The sequence below is a fragment of the Devosia sp. BK genome (assembly GCF_032907385.1).
GTDB lineage: Bacteria > Pseudomonadota > Alphaproteobacteria > Rhizobiales > Devosiaceae > Devosia.
Genome location: NZ_JAIMBX010000004.1, coordinates 68,433 through 86,554, shown reverse-complemented (window position 1 = coordinate 86,554; position 18,122 = coordinate 68,433). Strand labels below are relative to the sequence as shown.

16 protein-coding genes are annotated in these 18,122 nt (G+C 61.7%); 8 read left to right on the top strand and 8 right to left on the bottom strand.

What is annotated here, in order from left to right; translation table 11 throughout:
- Positions 1-95 precede the first annotated feature (95 nt).
- Positions 96-836, top strand: coding sequence for a sulfite exporter TauE/SafE family protein (locus DevBK_RS19145; protein WP_062628908.1), 741 nt, complete (start codon positions 96-98; stop codon positions 834-836).
- Between the two features lie 84 nt (positions 837-920).
- Positions 921-1,832, top strand: coding sequence for a LysR family transcriptional regulator (locus tag DevBK_RS19140; RefSeq protein WP_317186618.1), 912 nt, complete (start codon positions 921-923; stop codon positions 1,830-1,832).
- 19 nt (positions 1,833-1,851) lie between these two features.
- Here DevBK_RS19140 and DevBK_RS19135 read toward each other — a convergent pair whose 3' ends face one another.
- From DevBK_RS19135 to DevBK_RS19125, 3 genes are all read right to left on the bottom strand, one after another.
- Positions 1,852-3,585, bottom strand: coding sequence for a PAS domain S-box protein (locus tag DevBK_RS19135; protein WP_317186617.1), 1,734 nt, complete (start codon positions 3,583-3,585; stop codon positions 1,852-1,854).
- A 10-nt stretch (positions 3,586-3,595) separates the two neighbouring features.
- Positions 3,596-4,432, bottom strand: coding sequence for a sugar phosphate isomerase/epimerase family protein (locus DevBK_RS19130; RefSeq protein ID WP_317186616.1), 837 nt, complete (start codon positions 4,430-4,432; stop codon positions 3,596-3,598).
- Between the two features lie 122 nt (positions 4,433-4,554).
- Entirely contained in the window at positions 4,555-5,385 is an 831-nt protein-coding gene (locus tag DevBK_RS19125) for an amidohydrolase (protein WP_317186615.1), read from the bottom strand.
- A 130-nt stretch (positions 5,386-5,515) separates the two neighbouring features.
- On the opposite strand from DevBK_RS19125, the gene DevBK_RS19120 reads away from it, so the two are divergent.
- Positions 5,516-6,277, top strand: coding sequence for an N-formylglutamate amidohydrolase (locus DevBK_RS19120; protein ID WP_317186614.1), 762 nt, complete (start codon positions 5,516-5,518; stop codon positions 6,275-6,277).
- Positions 6,278-6,284: 7 nt separating this feature from the next.
- Here the strand turns inward: DevBK_RS19120 and DevBK_RS19115 are convergent, their stop codons facing one another.
- A complete protein-coding gene (locus tag DevBK_RS19115; protein ID WP_317186613.1) occupies positions 6,285-7,757 on the bottom strand; it encodes a mannitol dehydrogenase family protein in 1,473 nt (490 codons plus the stop codon).
- Between the two features lie 120 nt (positions 7,758-7,877).
- Between DevBK_RS19115 and DevBK_RS19110 the strand changes: the two genes are divergently transcribed.
- Positions 7,878-8,789, top strand: a complete 912-nt coding sequence (locus DevBK_RS19110; protein WP_317186612.1) for a sugar kinase — start codon at positions 7,878-7,880, stop codon at positions 8,787-8,789.
- A gap of 189 nt (positions 8,790-8,978) precedes the next feature.
- On the opposite strand, the gene ppk2 is transcribed toward DevBK_RS19110, so the two are convergent.
- A complete protein-coding gene (gene ppk2, locus DevBK_RS19105; RefSeq protein WP_317186611.1) occupies positions 8,979-9,833 on the bottom strand; it encodes a polyphosphate kinase 2 in 855 nt (284 codons plus the stop codon).
- Between the two features lie 87 nt (positions 9,834-9,920).
- Here ppk2 and DevBK_RS19100 point away from each other — a divergent pair, with 87 nt between their 5' ends.
- Complete coding sequence (locus tag DevBK_RS19100; protein WP_317186610.1) at positions 9,921-11,213, top strand: sensor histidine kinase; 1,293 nt, start codon at positions 9,921-9,923, stop codon at positions 11,211-11,213.
- A 15-nt stretch (positions 11,214-11,228) separates the two neighbouring features.
- On the opposite strand, the gene DevBK_RS19095 is transcribed toward DevBK_RS19100, so the two are convergent.
- Positions 11,229-11,780, bottom strand: a complete 552-nt coding sequence (locus tag DevBK_RS19095) for a gamma carbonic anhydrase family protein (RefSeq protein ID WP_317186609.1) — start codon at positions 11,778-11,780, stop codon at positions 11,229-11,231.
- 44 nt (positions 11,781-11,824) lie between these two features.
- Positions 11,825-13,234, bottom strand: coding sequence for a protein adenylyltransferase SelO (locus DevBK_RS19090; protein WP_317186608.1), 1,410 nt, complete (start codon positions 13,232-13,234; stop codon positions 11,825-11,827).
- An 88-nt stretch (positions 13,235-13,322) separates the two neighbouring features.
- On the opposite strand from DevBK_RS19090, the gene DevBK_RS19085 reads away from it, so the two are divergent.
- Together DevBK_RS19085 and DevBK_RS19080 are read left to right on the top strand one after the other, a co-directional pair.
- Complete coding sequence (locus DevBK_RS19085; RefSeq protein WP_061911732.1) at positions 13,323-13,991, top strand: HAD family hydrolase; 669 nt, start codon at positions 13,323-13,325, stop codon at positions 13,989-13,991.
- A 426-nt stretch (positions 13,992-14,417) separates the two neighbouring features.
- A complete protein-coding gene (locus DevBK_RS19080; RefSeq protein ID WP_317186607.1) occupies positions 14,418-15,260 on the top strand; it encodes a cell wall hydrolase in 843 nt (280 codons plus the stop codon).
- Positions 15,261-15,567: 307 nt separating this feature from the next.
- On the opposite strand, the gene pckA is transcribed toward DevBK_RS19080, so the two are convergent.
- Positions 15,568-17,160, bottom strand: a complete 1,593-nt coding sequence (gene pckA / locus DevBK_RS19075; protein WP_317186606.1) for a phosphoenolpyruvate carboxykinase (ATP) — start codon at positions 17,158-17,160, stop codon at positions 15,568-15,570.
- Between the two features lie 237 nt (positions 17,161-17,397).
- Here pckA and DevBK_RS19070 point away from each other — a divergent pair, with 237 nt between their 5' ends.
- Positions 17,398-18,114 (top strand): response regulator transcription factor, encoded by a 717-nt coding sequence (locus tag DevBK_RS19070; RefSeq protein ID WP_061911734.1) that lies wholly within the window; start codon positions 17,398-17,400, stop codon positions 18,112-18,114.
- Positions 18,115-18,122: the final 8 nt, after the last annotated feature.

Sequence of the window (18,122 nt, the reverse complement as noted above, 5' to 3'; positions counted from 1 at the left end):
ACGCTAGCGGCCGTTCCCTCAAATCCAAAAAAGCAGCATGACCCCATGCCCAAAGCCGGCTGGATTGCCGGGGGCGGCTCAGTCATCTTGTTGTCATGTCGCCCCTGATCCTTTTTGCCCTCGCTCTCGCTACTTTTTGTACCTCGGTGCTATCGGGGATTTTTGGCATGGCGGGGGGAATGATCCTTCTGGCGGCATTGATGACACTGCTGCCGGTGGCCACGGCGATTGCCGTGCAGGGTGTTATCCAATTGATCGCCAATGGCTCGCGAGCGATCTTTTCGCGCGAATTTATCGAGTGGCGGATTTTGGGGACGATCCTGCTCGGGCTGCTGACAGCGGCGGCCCTGTTGTTCATCGTCCGCTACACGCCCGATTTCGTCACCGTCTGTATCGTCGTGGGATTGATGCCGATCCTGGTCTGGATCCCGAAAGGGTGGCTGGCGCTCGACGCCAGTAAGCCGCTTCATGGTTTTCTCTGCGGCTTTTTCGGCTCGGGGCTCAATCTTGCGGTGGGTGTTGCCGGGCCGACGATCGATATCTTTTTTATTCGCACCGAAATGGATCGGCGTACTGTCATTGCTACCAAGGCGGCGGCGCAGGTGCTCTCGCATGGGGCCAAGATCGTCTTTTATGGCGCCATGGCTTCGGCAATGGCGCCGGGGGACTGGATCATCGCCCTGGTCGCAGCGCCCTTTGCCATTCTGGGTACCAATGTGGGCTATCGCGTGTTGCAGCGGCTTTCGGACGAGAATTTCCGCAAGTGGACGCGCTGGATCGTCACGGGGATCGGGCTGTTTTACCTCGTGCGCGGGCTGATGGCGCTGGCGGGATAGCTTACGCACAGCAATTGGTCCAATGTTCTGCGATGGGTTTTGACCTCGGCCGATCCGCCTTTATGGTGGCGGCGAGGAAACGACATGGCACCATTCGACAGCGTCACCGCGCGGCTTATTCTGCTTTTGGCTGAAACCGGCTCGATTGGCCGGGCGGCCGAGCGCGAAGGTATCGCTTCGTCCGCTGTCAGCCGACGCGTGTCCGATCTTGAAGCGCGGCTCGGGGTCGTATTGTTCGATCGCTCTGCGCAGGGGGTCAAGCTGACCGCGGCGGGTGAAGCCTATGCCGAAGGGTGCCGGACGGTTCTCCGTTCCATTGCCGATCTCGATGCCGTCATGGCCGAATTTGGGTCTGGGCAGCGCGGGAGCCTGAGGCTTGCCTGCACCGGATCGGCGCTGACGGGGCGCCTGCCGGAACTGCTGGCCCGGTTTGCGAAGAAATTTCCGGGGATCGAGCTCTCCATCGCCGAGATGGGCGCAGCGAAGGCGCTGCTGGCGCTCGACGAGGGGCGGGCGGATGTCGCCATCGTCTCGGACAATTATGATTTTGCGCGTTTCGATATCCGGCCCTTCGAGGACGAGCGCATCTGGGTTCTGGCGCCGCCCGATCATCCGCTGGCGAGCAAGATCGAGCCGCGCAAATCGATCTCGTTCGACACGGTACGGGATCACACCATTGTCGGGGTGCATCATTCCGGCTCGCTCGATCGGCTCTTGGCCGAGGCCGCGCAGGCCAAGGGGCAGGCGCTCAACGAGACGCTGCGGGTCGAAAGTTTTCCCGCGCTCGTGCGCATGGTCGAGGCCGGGTTCGGCATCGGGTTCCTCCGCTCGACGAGCCTTCATCTGCTGGCGGGAACGGACCTCGTTTGCGCGCCGCTGGCTGAAAGCTGGGCCATGCGGCAATTGCTGGTGGCGCGGCGCAAGTCGAGCCCGCAATCGGCGGGGATGAAGAGTTTCGTGGCGCTGTGTGCGGAAACCTATTCGCCCTCGGCTTAAGCGAAAGCGAGTCGCGCTTTCAGGCGCCCCCAGCGATATCGGGATAGGCAACGACGCAGCCGCGCCCCTGGGCCTTGGCGGCATAGCAGGCGGCATCGGCCTCGCTGAGGCAATCGGCAGGGGATTTGGCATCAGGCGTAATGGCGGCGACGCCGACACTGGCGCCAATGCGATAATCGCGCCCATTCCAGGAAAAGATCAGCGAGCCGATGGCGCGGACGATCTTCTGGCCGACGAGCTTGCCATTGGGCATCGGGCAGTCTTCGAGCAGCACCGCGAACTCGTCGCCACCGAGGCGGGCCGCAAGATCGTGGCCCCGGCAGGCGCCGCGGATGGTTTCGGCCACCTGTTTGAGGAGAGCGTCGCCGGCGGCGTGTCCGGCCGTGTCGTTGACAGGCTTGAAGCGATCGAGGTCGATATAAAGGAGACAATGCCGTCGATTGCTGCCCTCGGCGGAGGCGAGCGCGAGATTGAGCGCGCGATCGAAGGCGACGCGATTGGGGAGGCCCGTTAGCGGATCGTGATTGGCGGAGTGAGCCAGTTCGCGCTGCAGCGCGCGGCTCTGGCTGATGTCCTGGAACACGAGGACCGCGCCGGTGACCTTGCCATCGGGCATGACGACGGGCGAGGCGGAACAGCGGATATCGCGCGCCTGACCATCGCGCGAGACGAGGATGACCTCGTCTGAAACTTCGAACGGGCTGCCATGGGTGAGGCAGGTGATGGCGGGGCAGTGGGCTGCTTCGTGGCTATGGGCGAGGCGAAGCGGGAAGACGTTTTCGGCGAATTTGCCGATCGCTTCGCTCTGGGAAAAGCCGGTGAATCGCTCGGCCGCCGGGTTCATGAAGGTAACGCGGCCCTGGCTATCGGTGCCGATCATGCCATCGGCGACAGCTTCGAGCGTCACGCGGAGACGCTCTTTTTCGGCGGCCAGTTCCTGTTCGATGGTCTTGAGATAGGTAATGTCGGTGTCGGTGCCGATGGTGCGAAGGGCATTGCCGTTTTCGTCCCATTCGACCGGGCGGCCACGGCTCATGATCCAGATATAATTGCCATCGCGCGTTCGCTCGCGATATTCAAGCGCGTCGAAATTGTCGTCGCCGCTATCTTGCTTGTGGATGTCGTTCATCACCCGGCCCACATCGTCCGGATGAAGGCGCGAGGCCCACTGCTCCTGATGATCCTTGCCGATGACTTCATCATCGGGGATACCGCGCATCCGCCGCCACATGCGCGAATAGAACATGGCATCGGTGCGGATATCATGGTCCCAGACGCCCTGGCGGGCGCCTTCAAGCGCAAAATTCCAGCGGTTTTCCGAATGGGCGAGGGCTTCTTCGGCGCGCTTTTGCAGCTCGATGCTGGTGACCTGGAGCATGATGCAATCGGGCTGGCCTTCGGCATCGCGCGCGAGGGCGGCGGCGAGCATGACCCAGACAGGCTGGCCATCGGCATGGCGCATACGATGCTCGCCGCGATAAAGTTCGGCCTCGCCGCGCGCCAGCCGGGCGATATGTTGTCGCCCGGCATTGGCATCGGTTTCGTGCAGCAGATCGAAGCCGAAAAACGGCTGCTCGGTATCGAGCTGATAGCCGAGGAGCCGCGTGAAAGCCGGGTTGAGATAACGCGCTGCACCGTCGAGCCCGGTGACGAGCATGCCGACGGGCGCAACTTCAGCCAAACGCGACAGGACGGGCACTGCGCGCTGGCTACTTCTCGATCGGACTACACGCCGCTGGACGGCACGCGCCATGCTCATCCTGTCAGCCCTGATCGAGGCGCGAGAGGATGAAGTCGCGCTCTTCGGCAAGGCCCGTCCATTCGTGGGGATGGTCGGCATCGAAGATCAACGTATAGGGACCCTTATAGCCGGCGCCTTCGGCGGCCGAGAGGCAGGCGGCATAATCGGCCTCGTCGAGCTGGCCATCGGCGAAGGTTGCCTTGGCGTGGCAGAGTTCGGCGCGCGGGAAGATCGAGGCGAGGTCCTGGTATTTGGTCGGGCCCGACCAATTGCCGAAATCGCCCAAGAGGCCAATGCGGCCTTCGAGCCGGTCAAGCACTTCATGGACGACAGAAGGCGAGGACAGCAGATCGAACCAGTTTTCGGTGACGAGGCGGAGGGGCGAACCGGCATTGGCGTCGGCCAATTGGCGGAGGGTGGCGATGGAGCGCTCGATGTTTTCGGGCGTCGGCTGCTGCTTGCCGGCAATGATGCGGGCGTTTTCAGCACCGAGCTCATTGGCGACCTCAACCCAACCGGCGATCCAGGCGGTGTCGCGAGCGCCATTGACCGGGTCGGTGATGTCACCGGCATCGATGAGGAGGGTCTGTAGCGTGACGCCAGCGATGCGCAACTGCTCGCGCAGTTCGGCGAGATAGATGGAATCGCGGCTGCGCATGTGGAAGGAGACGATTTCGAGGCGCTTGTAGCCATGATTGGCGAGCACCGAAGGCAGGCCGAGCAGGGACTCGCTGCCCTCGCCATAGGTGTCTTCACCAGGGCCGATGGCCGTTGTCGTCAGGTCATGTGCATAGGTCGTGCCCAAAAGGCGATGCAACGACCAGGTGGAGACCGCGATGCGGTCAGCACTCTGCGCCATAAGTATTCTCCCCATTCCTCGGAATCAGAATCTCACGCGTAAAGGCGTCGTGCAATTCAATTTGATTGCCCATCAGAACTTAACGCGTGCCCGCGCGTCTGCGCAGGCTTGCGTATAATGCCCTAGGTGAGGCGATAGATCCGCTCGGCATTGATCGCAAAGAGTCTTTGCTGGTTCGCTGCGGTCTCGTCCGAGACGATCTCGGAAAGAGCCTCGACCCAGCGCGTCAGGGTGCCGGTTTTGGTGACGACGGGATAATCGGAGCCGAAAACGACGCGGTCCCAGCCAAAGCTTTCGATGACATGCTCGACATAGGGGCGGAGGGTTTCGGTGGTCCAATCGGGGTCGCAGTGATTGACGATGCCCGAGACCTTGCCATGGACATTGGAGAGAGCAGCAATCGACTTAAGGTCGCGACGCCAGGGGTCGAGGCCAATGCCGTTGATATCCGGATTGCCGCAGTGATCGAGGATGAACGTCACCTCGGGCAGCTTTTGCGCTAGCGCCACGCCGAGATGAAGCTGATCGGCCCGGAGGCATAGATCGAAGGTCAGGTTGTGTTCGGCAAGGAGCCGGAGATTGTCAGCGAAAAGCTGGGGCTGGCTGACGCTATCGTCGATCTCGTGGAGGATGCGGCGCAGGCCCTTGATGCGGGTGCCGCCGATGGCGAGCAGCCGATCGAGCTGGGCCGGAAAATCGGCGTGCTCGGGGCGGCAGGCGGCGATCGCGCCGACAATGCCGGAAAGCCCGAGGACGAAACCGGTCTCTTTTTCGATGTCGCTTTCCGTGACATCGACTTCCATGTGCAGGGCCTGCTCGACGCCGAGGGGCTTGGCTTCGGCCCAATAGGTTTCGGCCGACCAGGGCTTGTTGATCGCTGGTGCGCCTGAGAGCCACGGGTAGGTGAGCCGATCGGGGTAAATAAGATGCAGATGGGTATCGATGATGCGCATGGGTCCTCCGGTCGAGAGACTAGCAGAAGACAGCGCGGATTGAACGCGCTAGAGCCTGCCATTCGATTGATAGGGACGGGCTCCTTTTTGCCGCCCGGACGTTATTGAGGGCGGAAAACGTCGAGGCGATATGGATAGAGAGGCGCGAAATCCGGTTCTGGTGACGCATGCGCGGGGCAATTCGCCCTTCGTGATCGTGTGCGATCATGCCTCGAACCGCATCCCCGAACGCTATGGCGATCTTGGTCTTTCGCCGAGCGAAAGGCTGAGCCACATTGCTTGGGACCCCGGTGCGCTGGCGGTAAGCCGCTATCTCTCGGAAAGCCTTAATGCGCCATTGATCGAATCGACCGTGTCGCGGCTGATCATCGACTGCAATCGCGCGCTCACGGCGCCCGATCTGATCTGGACGCTTTCGGAGCGGACGCCGATCGTCGCCAATGAAAATCTCAGTGACGAAGAGCGTCAATTCCGGATCAACAATTATCATCGGCCCTTTCATGGGGCGATCGAGATGCTGCTCGAAGCGCGGCGCAATGCAGGCAGGGAGACCATCCTTGTCTGCATGCATTCGTTCACCCCGGTCTATCTCGGCGTGGCGCGACCCTGGCCCATCGGGGTGCTGCATGGACGCGACAGCCGCTTTACTCAAAGGCTGCGCGACGCCATGGCCGAAGAACAACCGGACCTCAATATCGGTTGGAACGAACCCTATGCGGCGCTGACGGGGGTTACCCTGACGCTTGAAAAGCATGGGGACGGGCGCGGCATCGAATCGACGATGATCGAATTGCGCAATGACGAGATCCTGTCGCCCGAAGGCGCTCGGCGATGGGCGGGTCTTTTGGCGCGCAGCCTTGAAGTTGCGCGCCTCAAGGGCGGACGAGGATAGACTGTTCTCAGCCGGCGACGGTTTTAGCGGTCGCCTTTGCGCCTTCGTCGAACAGGCTTTCGAGATGGCCGACCACGGTCTCGCGGAAGATCGCATTGCCGGCGAGATCGGTACCAAAGATTTCGGTGAGCGCGGAGAGGCCGTCGTAAAGCGCTTCGGCGTCATCCCCGGCATCGGCTGAGATGGCCATCATCTTGAGGGCATGGGGGTCGCGCACGTCGATTTCACTGCCGTCTTCGGCGACGCCGGTGACATAGCGCATCCAGGCGGCAACGCCGAGCGCGAGCCGGGTGATCGGCTGATCGGCCTTGAGGCGATCGCGAATGGTGCCGAGGAGCCGCTGGGGGAGCTTTTGTGATCCGTCCATGGCGATCTGCCAGGTGCGGTGCTTTAGGGCCGGATTGCGGAAGCGCTCGAGCAGTCGATCGCGGTAAGCGCCGAGATCGGTGCCGGGCATATCGAGCGTCGGCATGGCCTCTTCGGTCATCAGGCCATGGATGAGTTTGACATAGGCCGGATCGCCCATGACTTCGGCGATATATTGGTAGCCGCCGAGATAGCCGAGATAGGCCATGGTCGAATGCGAACCGTTGAGCATGCGGAGCTTCATCAGCTCGAACGGCTCGACATCTTTCACCAGTTGCGCGCCGACCTTTTCGAAGGCGGGGCGGCCGGCGGGGAAATGATCCTCGATCACCCATTGGGTAAAGGGCTCGGTCATGATCGGCCAGGCATCTTCCGCGCCGATGAGGTCGGCGACCTCGGTGCGATCAGCGTCCGTGGTGGACGGCACGATGCGATCGATCATGGTGGAGGGGAAAGCGACGGCTTCGACCCATGTGCCGAGATCGGCATCGCGGAGGGCGGCAAAGCGGGTGACGATGCGCTTGGCGGTTTCACCATTGGAGGGGAGATTGTCGCAGCTCATCACCGTGAAGGGCGCAACACCGGCAGCCTTGCGGCGGGCGAGCGCTTCGACCAGCATGCCGGGCGCCGATTTCGGCGCGGCGGGATTGGCAAGATCGTGGACGATGTCCGGATGCTTCTGGTCGAGTTCGCCGGTTGCCGGATCGTGGCAATAGCCCTTTTCGGTGACGGTCAGGGAGATGATGCGGATGTCGGCGGAGGCCATCAGCGCAAGGAGTTCTTCGCGCTGCGTGTTCGCATCCATCACCGAGAGGATCGAGCCGATGACGCGCGGATGCGTGCCCGCCGCATCGCGCACAGCGATGGTATAGAGCCCGCCTTGGGGTTCAAGCGCGTCTTTGGTATCGGGGCGGCGGAGGCTGGCGCCGACAATGCCCCAGCTCGGGTCTTGGGCAAGGAGATCATCGACATAGACGGCCATATGGGCGCGGTGGAAGGCGCCGATGCCGAGATGCACGATGCCCGGGGTGACCTTGGCCCGATCATAGTTCGGCACGCCGATGCCCGCTTTGAGAGAGCCGAGGGTTTTGGGGCTGAGGCGTGGGTTGGTCATGTCGGCTCCGGAATGAAATCGGGCGCAGCATAGTGGCTTCCAATCTTGTATGGAAGGGTGGGCTTGCGGCAAGATTTTGCGCCCGGCATAAGCGTTAGTAGAACTGAGGAGGAAAGCGTCATGGCCGGCAAGCGGATCGTCAGCATCGGGGAATGCATGATCGAAATGAGCGGCGGCGAGGACCGGAATTATCGCCTCGGCTATGCCGGCGACACCCTCAACACCGCCTGGTATCTGCGCGCCCTGCTCGGCAAGGATTGGGGCGTCGATTATGTGACGGCGCTCGGTAAGGACCGCTACTCCGACGACATAAGGGCTTTTCTCAAGACCAACGATATCGGCACCGACCATATCGGCACAGTGCCGGAGCGGCGGCCGGGGCTCTATATGATCCATCAGGATAAGGGTGACCGGCACTTTACCTATTGGCGCGATCAGTCGGCGGCGAAGCTCTTGGCGGACGACAAGGCGGCGCTCGACAAGGCTGTTGCGGGCGCGAGCTTGGTTTACTTTTCGGGCATCACGCTCGCAATCCTCGCGCCTCGGGCGCGCGGACGGTTGCTCGGGGCGATCGTCAAGGCACGGGATAATGGCGCAAAAATCGCCTTCGATACCAATCTGCGGCCGGCGCTGTGGTCGAGCCAAAGGGTGATGGCTTCGGTGCTGACGGCAGCGGCGAGCCTTTGCGATATCGTCTTGCCCACGCACTCGGACGAAGCACCGCTCTTTGGCGACAAGACGGTGGAAGACACCGCCGAGCGCTATCTCGAACTGGGGGTGGAAGAGGTGGTGGTCAAGGACGGGGCGAAGGAAGCGTTTATCGCGACGGCAACGGAGCGGGTCAGCATTTCGCCCAAGCCGGTGGAGAAGGTTGTCGATGCGACGGGGGCCGGGGATAGTTTTAACGGCGGCTATCTGTCAGCGCGGCTTGAAGGCAAATCGATCCGCGAGGCGGCGGAAGAGGCGCACCGAGTGGCCGGGGTGGTGATCGGGCACAAGGGGGCTTTGGTGGAGAAGGAATTTTTGAAGTAATTGCCGGCTTTTAATCACTTGGGAATCGAGGCTCCCGCACCCCCGCCCAACCTCCCCCGTCAAGGGGGAGGTGCCGCATCCCGTTTGGGGCAATAGTTGTTCGCAGCCACCAGTCTAGCACCCTCCCCCTTGCGGGGAGGGTTGGGGAGGGGGAGGTGAGCCCGAATAAAAGCTTCTAGTGAAAATTCCTCACTCCCCATCCATCTTCAAAAATTCCTCGCCCGACAGAATGATCTTGTCGTCAATCTTGCCGATCGCCTTGGGGTTCTTGCCATCGAATTCGAAGCCATCGAGCAGGGTGCGGATGACGTTGAGCCGCAACCGGCGTTTGTCGTTGGCGCGGACGACGGTCCAGGGGGCGTGCTTGCTGTCGGTACGCTCGAGCATGCGGTCGCGCGCCTTGGAATAATCGTCCCATTTGCTGAGCGCTTCGAGATCGATCGGGGAGAGCTTCCAGGTTTTTAGAGGGTCATGGCGGCGATCGTGGAAGCGCTTCAATTGCATTTCGCGGCCGATCGAGAGCCAGAATTTGAAGAGTTTTATACCGTCGCGCGTCAGGCGCTTTTCAAATTCGGGGGCTTCTTCGAGGAAGAGTTCGGTTTCTTGCGGGGTGCAAAAGCCCATGACAGGTTCGACGCCGGCGCGATTGTACCAGGAGCGATCGAACAGCACCATTTCGCCCGCGGCCGGGAGCCAATCGATATAGCGCTGAAAATACCACTGTGTGCGCTCGCGATCATTGGGCTTGGGCAGCGCTGCAATGACATTGTAGCGCGGATTGAGGTTTTCCATGATCATCTTGATCGTGCCGCCCTTGCCCGCGGCATCGCGGCCTTCGAAGACGACGACGATGCGCTCGCCGGCCTTGGCCATATGCGCCTGGAGCAGCACAAGCTGCTTTTGCAGGGCATAAAGCTGCATGTCATACTCGGTGCGGTCGAGCTTCTTGTCATAGGGAAAACCGCCCGATTTGAGGGCTGCCTTATCGATGGCATGGGGCAGTTCGGGATTGTCGATGTCAAAGCTCAAAAAGGGATCGCTCACGCTGTCGCTCCGTTGTTACATGCACCGTGCTAAAAACGGGGGTCCCGCGCAAGAGGCGGGAGCAAGCGATTGATTCGGCGGCCCAAAATGGACGATTCCCAATCGGCCCAAACTCTTTATGGCGCGCAGCCCCTGCTGTCCCGTCTTGTGCACTATGCCGGGCTGCTCATCGGTCTTGCCGGTCTCTTTGTCGCGCTCGTGGCTTTTGGCAATCTGCGGCCTGATCTGGCCATCCTGGCCTATGGGTTCGTCGTCGGCTTCGTCGCCTTCCTGCCGCTGCCCGTGCGCGAGGTGATGCGGATCGTCGAAGCCCCCGCGCCGGTGCTCGAGGCGCCGGATAATACCGATACCGTCATGGCCGCCTTTGCCGAGGCCTTGGGCGAAGCCTGTCTCGTGCTCGACCAGCGCGGAGCCGTCGCCTATCGCAACCGGGCCGCGCTCCGGCAATATCCCAATGTGCAGCCGGGCAAGGTTCTGACCCTTGTCATGCGCAATCCCGACCTCGTCTCGGCGGTGGATGCGACGCTGCGCACCGGCATGCCGCATAGTTTCGAACTGCATGAAACCCTGCCCAGCGAAACCTGGGACCGGGTAACCGTGGCGCCCATTCGCCAACCCGATAGCGATTGGCTGAGCGAAGGCGGGCGGCACCTGCTCGTCACTTTCCAGAGCCTCACTGAACTCAAGCGCGTCGATGCCATGCGCACCGATTTCATCGCCAATGCCAGCCACGAATTGCGCACGCCACTGGCCTCGCTGCTTGGCTTTATCGATACGCTTCTGGGGCCCGCGGCACGCGATGCGGTGGCGCGCGAAAAGTTCCTCGGCATCATGCGCGGCCAGGCCGATCGCATGAGCCGGCTGATCGATGATCTCTTGAGCCTCTCGCGCATCGAAATGTATCAGCATGTGCGACCGACGGGCTCGGTCGACCTCGCCGCACTGTTGCGCGAAGTGCGCGAAGGGCTGCAGACGCAGGCCAAGGCTGCTGAACTCGATGTTGTGCTCACCCTGCCCGAAGGCGCTGTGATGGTGACCGGTGATCGCAACCAGCTCTATGAGGTTTTTGAAAACCTCATCGACAATGCCATCAAATATGGCGCGGACGGCAAGACGGTCGATGTCTCGCTCGTCCCCATCGAGCGCGGCGGGTTCAAGCACCTCGTGAGCGTTATCGACCATGGGCCCGGCGTCGAGCCCGAGCATGTGCCGCGCATGACCGAACGGTTCTATCGCATCGATGCCGAGACGAGCCGCAAGAAGAAGGGCACGGGGCTGGGGCTCGCCATCGTCAAGCACATCGTCCAGCGGCACCGCGGCAATATTTCCATCAAGAGCCGGCCCGGCGAAGGGCTGCGCGTGGATGTTATGCTGCCATAAGATGCCAGTGGTGCTTCAGGCCGGATCGAAATCCGCCAGGCGATGCACTTCCACCAACCCACTCGCAAAGCGCTTGGCATTTTCGACATAGCGATCGGCCGATGCGGTCAATGCAGCAATGGCCGCTTTATCGAGCGTGCGGATCACTTTGCCGGGCGCGCCGACGACGAGGGAATTGTCGGGGATCTCCTTGCCCTCGGTAACAAGCGCATTGGCGCCGATGAGGCAGTTTTTTCCGATTTTCGCGCCATTGAGCACGGTGGCGCCCATGCCGATCAGCGTGTTGTCGCCTATGGTGCAGCCATGGATGATGGCGCTGTGGCCGATGGTGCAGTTTTCCCCGATGGTGAGGGGAAAGCCCCTGTCGGTATGAAGAACGCAGTTTTCCTGGATGTTCGAGCGCGCGCCCACGCGGATCGGCTCGATATCGCCGCGGAGAACCACGCCGAACCAGATGCCGACCTCGGGGCCGAGATGGCAATCGCCAATGATTGTCGCGGACGGGGCGAGGTAGCCGATCTCGGGGGAAATGTCCGGGTGGATGCCGTCGAGGGCGTAGATGGGCATAAGGTCCTCCGGGGATAGTGTGGCGGCATAGTAGTTGAGTGGCGTTAGATCTTCACCCCATAGGCTTCGCGCATTTCGCCGATCTCTCGCAAGGTCTGATGGAATAACGACCAGTCGTCATTCTCGGCGATCGGCGCCCAGATGGCTTCGACGTCGTCGATTAGCATGGTGCGCGGATTTGATCGGGCGAAATAGGGATGAGCGAGATTGACGGTTGCAGTGGGCGCGAAAGCTTCGAGTGCGTTGGCGACGGGGCGGAAGGCATCGCTGGCGTAAAATTCGGTGGAGGGGCTTTGGGCGGCGCGTTGGGCGCTGAGGGCGCCGCCGCGCCAGTCGAAGAAGAATTGTTCGTAAGGCGCCTTGCTGGCGGTGAGGAAACCGAAAAGAGCGGTGACGAAGGCATTGTTGTCGTCCTCGCTGCGGGGTTCGAGTCCGAGACGGGCGAGCATGGCGAGAGGGAGGGCGGTGCGGAAGGTGGGCCAGACGGTGTTGAGTGCGGGCTCAAGCGCTTCGATGCTCGACAGCGGTACCAGGCATTCGGCGAGGCGCGTCAGGTTCCAGGCTAGGGTGTCGGGCTGGCGGCCGAAGCTATAAAGGCCCGTTTCATCGAAATAGGCGGCGGTGAAATCGGGGTCATAGACCGGCAGGAACCGCCAGGGGCCGTAATCGAAACTCTCGCCGGTGATGTTGATATTGTCGGTGTTGAGAACGCCATGGACGAAACCGGCGGCGATCCATTGTGCGCCAAGGTTTGCGACTTTTTCAACGACGGCTTCGAGGAGGGCTGCGGCGGGATCGGATGCGCCGGCGAGATGCGGATAATAGTTGGCGATGGAATAATCGACGAGGCGGCGGAGGTTTTCGGTGTCCTCGAGATAGGCCAGGCGCTGGAAGGTGCCGATGCGGATGTGACTATGGCTGAGCCGGGTCAGGACGGCGGAGCGGGTGGGCGAGGGTTCGTCGCCACGATAAAGCGCTTCGCCGGTTTCAACGAGCGAGAAGCTCTTAGATGTGTAGACGCCCAAGGCTTCGAGCATTTCGGTGGCGAGCACTTCGCGTACGCCGCCCTTGAGCGTCAGTCGTCCGTCGCCCCCGCGCGACCACGGGGTTTTGCCTGTTCCCTTGGTGCCGAAATCGAGCAGGCGGCCGTCAATTGGGTCGACGCATTGGGCAAACAAAAATCCGCGGCCATCGCCGAGATCGGAATTGTAGCTGCGAAACTGGTGGCCGTGATAGCGGAGCGCCAGGGGCTGAGGGAGCGAACCGGGCAGCGGCGCGAAACGGCCGAAATGATTGAGCCATTCGGCCTCGCTGAGCTCGCTAAGCCCGATGCGCTCGGCCCAGCGCTGATCGCGATGGCGCAAAACAGTCTGCGGGAAATCTGCGGGGCGGACGGGATCGAAGAAATCGGGGCCGAGTTCGGCGTGGCGGCGCGCGGGGATGAAAGTGGTCATGGCGCTCTCCGTATCGCATCCGGCATGCAAGGCTCCGATGCAGGCGCCTCTATGGCGCGGTCAATCAAATCGGCCTATATCATGCGGGATGATACAGCTTGCTCCTTTTCAAGCCGCCATCTTCGATATGGACGGCACCTTGCTCGACACCGAAGCGGTGTTCAAGACCATCGTCTTCGAAGTCTGCGCCGATCTCGGTTTTGAAATGACCGACGATGTGCATCGTTCCATGGTCGGTGGCAGCCATGAGCGCACCAATCAATTGCTGCTCGAAGCCTATGGCGTGAGCTTCCCCTATGCGCTGTTCGACGAAAAATGCCGCGTCAGCATGCGCGAGCGCTCGCATGGCGGCGTGCCGGTCAAGGCCGGTGTGCGCGACTTTATCGCGGCGCTCCATGCCAACAATATCCGCACGGCGGTAGCGACCTCGTCGCGCAATCCCCATGCCCAGCATCACCTTTCAGCGGCCGGGTTGCTCGATCTCTTCGAAACGATCGTGACGCGGGATGATGTGACTCACCCCAAGCCGCATCCCGAGCCATACCTGACGGCGGCGCGGCGGCTCGATGTGGCACCCAAGGATTGCCTCGCGCTCGAAGACAGCTATGCCGGGGTGCACGCGGCGCATGCGGCCGGGATGCAGACCATCATGGTCCCCGACCTCGTCCATCCAAGCGAAGAAATCCTCGCTTTGGGGATCGCCGTGATGGAAAGCCTGACCCATGTTCATGCGGCCGCCTTCCCGGTTCGCCGTTAGGTCTTCTTGTCTTTTTGTCTCCTTGAAGCGCCCGCGAAAGCGGGCGTTGGCTTTTGCGCATCCGCATCAGCCCTCGGGTCCACATTAAGATTTGATCGCGTCCAAAAGCGCATAAAATTCTAACAATCCCCGAAAGTCTTTGCTGAGCATGCGGCAAGTCCATGAATTTCATGGGTTTTCTTTCGCGGCTTTGCCCATTAACCCTACCTTAAGAAGCTAAGGCGTATGGTTAACCCAGCGTAAATTTCGGCTTCCATCTCACTGCGGGCTTGGCTAGTGTGCAGCCCACAATGAAGGGGTCTCAAGACTCCACCAGAAGGCTCACCGGAGGTACCGGCTGAGCTCAGGGGCAAGGACGGGGCATTGACTGCATCTTGGCGGGCTAGGTTTGTGCGTGCCGCTTCCAAGGCGGCGGTGGTGGGTGCGATGGCACTCGTCGCAGGGCTCATCGCTTCTCCGCTTGTGGTTCGTGCCAACGAAAAAGCCGATTTCGTTCTCCCGCTCGCCATTCCCGCGCCGATCGCGCAATTGCGCTCGCAGCCCGCGCTTGGTGCGACCGATCTGCCGTTGGCACCGGGCCAGCAGAAACTGACTGCCGCACTTCTCACCAATTACGTTGCCCGTCAGCAGCAGCTACGCGCCGTCGACGTGACCGAAGCCGGCATCCAGTTGCCGCTCTCCAATGAAATGCTGATGGGCTATATCGCTCGCGGTTCGCTTGCCGGCGGCAATACCGCGCTTTCCGCCATCGACAGTTTTATGAAGCCGGTTTCAGAGCACAAGCCGACCGTGACCCCGGAACTGCTCGATGCCTATATCGCCTCGGGCTATGAGCCGATGGCCAAGCGCGTCGAGGTGGCGAATGCCGAGCGCGATTGCCTCGCGCAGGCGATCTATCACGAAGCCCGCGGCGAGAGCCAAGCCGGCCAATTGGCCGTAGCCAATGTCATCGTCAACCGCGCGCGTTCCGACAAATATCCGTCTTCGCTTTGCGGTGTGATCTATCAGGGCGCCAAGAACGGCCGCTATCGCTGCCAGTTCACCTTTGCCTGCGACGGCAACAATGACGCGCCGAGCGAGCGCCAGGCCTGGGCCCGTTCAACCGCACTCGCCAAGGATGTCTACGCAGAATATGCGATGGGCGACGAAATCGGCGCCGTGCCGGATTCGGCTTTGTTCTATCACACGACCAATGTGCGTCCGTCGTGGTCGTATACCTATAGCCGCGTGGCTGAGGTCGGGGCGCATATCTTTTACGCGCCGAACTGATTGGCGGTTGTTGAGAGTGAGTTGTTGGATCCCCGCGTGAGCGGGGATTTTTGTTTGCGTTGGGTGCGAATCCCCAGTGGCACCTGTTGCCTCATGCTCGTGAGCACCCCCTCCCAACCTCCCCCGTCAAGGGGGCGGTGCCGTATCCAGTGTGGGTGGGGTCTATTCAAGATCGCGGTCCTTCACCCTCCCCCTGGCGGGGAGGGTTGGCGAGGGGGGCGGGCGCCCCGATTGCATCTCACTGCGAAAGTTCAGACACACAAAAAGGGGCGCCGGAGCGCCCCTTGTCGTTCGGTCATGAAACCGCTCACTCCGCTGCTTGCGCCAGTTGCGGGCCGGCATCGGCGTCGGCGGTGGGGCCGAATTTGGCGAAATTCTTGCGGAAGAGGTCGACGAGTTTGGTGGCCTGAAGGTCATAGGCGTCGGTATCGGCCCAGCATTGACGCGGATCGAGGAGGCGGGGGGCGACGCCTTCGACCGAGAGCGGGACGTCGAAGCCGAAGAGCGGATCGGTGCGGGTCGGGGCGTTGTCGAGCGTGCCGTCGAGCGCTGCAGTGAGGAGGCGCCGGGTCGAGGCGATGTCGATCCGCTTGCCGGTGCCATAGGCGCCGCCGGTCCAGCCGGTATTGAGGAGCCAGACCTGCGCGCCGCTCTGTTCGAGGCGCTCGGCGAGCATCTCGCCATAGACTGTGGGGTGGAGCGGCATGAAGGGCGCGCCAAAACAGGCCGAGAAAGTGGCTTGCGGCTCGGTGACGCCGCGCTCGGTGCCGGCAACCTTGGCGGTGTAACCCGAGAGGAAGTGGTAGACGGCCTGATCCGGCGTTAGCTTGGCGAGCGGAGGCAGCACGCCAAAGGCGTCGGCGGTGAGGAAGACGACGGTCTTTGGCGTGCCGCCGACACTGCCCTTGGCGATGGATGGGAGGACATGCAGCGGATAGGCGGCGCGGGTGTTTTCGGTCAGCGATACGTCGTCGAATTCAGGAACATGCGCGTCGTCGAGAATGACATTTTCGAGCACCGTGCCGAAGCTGCGGGTGGCGGCAAAGATTTCGGGCTCTGCTTCGGCGCTGAGTTTGACGGTTTTCGCATAGCACCCGCCTTCGAGGTTGAAGACCCCATCTGCACTCCAGCCGTGTTCGTCGTCGCCGATCAGCGGACGGTGCGGGTCGTTGGAAAGGGTCGTCTTGCCGGTGCCCGAGAGGCCGAAGAAGAGCGCAGCTTCGCCATCGGGGCCGAGATTAGCCGAGCAGTGCATGGGCAGGACGTCATTGGCCGGGGCGTGGAAATTGAAAAGCGAGAAGACGCTCTTCTTGATTTCGCCGGCATAGAGCGTACCGCCGACAAGGACGATGTTGCGCGCCATATCGAGGGCTATGACGGTTTCGGTGCGCGTGCCGTGGCGGGCCGGGTCGGCCGTGAAAAGCGGAGCGTGGATGATGGTCACGGGCATGGCGTCTGGCGCCGCGTCGATCCCTTCGCCGGGGCGGATAAGGAGATTGCGGATGAACAGCGCATGCCAGGCACTGGGGGTAAGGACGGTAACGCCATATTGGTGGCGCGGATCGGCGCCTGCGATCAGGTCCTGGCGGTGGAGGGCCTGGCCGGCAAGGTGGGCCTTGATGTCAGCGAGCAGCAGATCGAACTGGGCCGGGGTCAACGCACCGGCATTGTCCCACCAGACGGTGTTTTCAGTTGCGGCATCGCGGACGATGAACTTGTCCTTGGGCGAGCGGCCGGTAAAGGCGCCGGTTTCGACCGAGACTGCGCCATGGGCGGTGAGTTTGGCGCCGTTCCCGGCAAGCGCCGCAGCAACCAGAGCCGGCGCGATGGCGTTTTCGCTCACCGAAAGGGCCGACTCGGCGATATCTCGACGCAGGCTGGCATGGTCCTCGACGCGCATATTCTGTCTCCATCAGGGGCCGGATACGGCGCCGTTGAAGACAAAATAGGCCGCGCTATCCCAGTCGGACCATCTGGAAATCGGTCGTAAGACGGAAGTCGAACCGAGGCTTTTCGAGATGGGTCATCTGGCGTTAGACTTGGCCACGCCTTATTTAACACGTAATTGTCGCCTGCAACGTCGCGCTCGGCTTAACTCGCCAAAAGAATATAAGCGTCGCTAAAAGAAAGGCAGAATATGCCCAAAATCGCCCTGGTGGACGACGATCGGAACATTCTCACCTCCGTCTCCCTCACCCTTGAAGCCGAAGGCTATCAGGTGGCAACCTATACCGACGGTGCCTCTGGCCTTGAAGGCTTGACCAGCGATCGGCCCGATCTCGCCATTCTCGATATCAAAATGCCGCGCATGGATGGCATGGAACTGCTGCGGCGCCTGCGCCAGAAGTCCGATGTGCCGGTGATCTTCCTCACCTCCAAGGATGAAGAGATCGACGAGCTCTTTGGGCTCAAGATGGGCGCGGATGATTTCATCACCAAGCCGTTTAGCCAGCGTCTCCTCGTCGAGCGCGTCAAGGCGATCCTGCGGCGTTCCGCGCCGCGCGATCCTTCGGCTGCGCCAGGTACGGTGGGTGAACCGGTGCCGAGCAAGGCGCTGATCGAGCGCGGCTCGCTGGTGATGGACGAAGAACGCCACACCTGCACCTGGAAGGGCCAGCGCGTGACGCTGACTGTCACCGAGTTTCTTATTCTCCAGGCGCTGGCGCTGCGGCCAGGCGTCGTCAAGTCGCGCAATGCGCTGATGGATGCGGCTTACGACGATCAGGTCTATGTCGATGACCGGACCATCGACAGCCACATCAAGCGCCTGCGCAAGAAGTTCAAGGCGACCGACGACGATTTTGAAATGATCGAGACGCTCTATGGTGTCGGCTATCGCTTCAAGGAGCAATAGGACCCGAC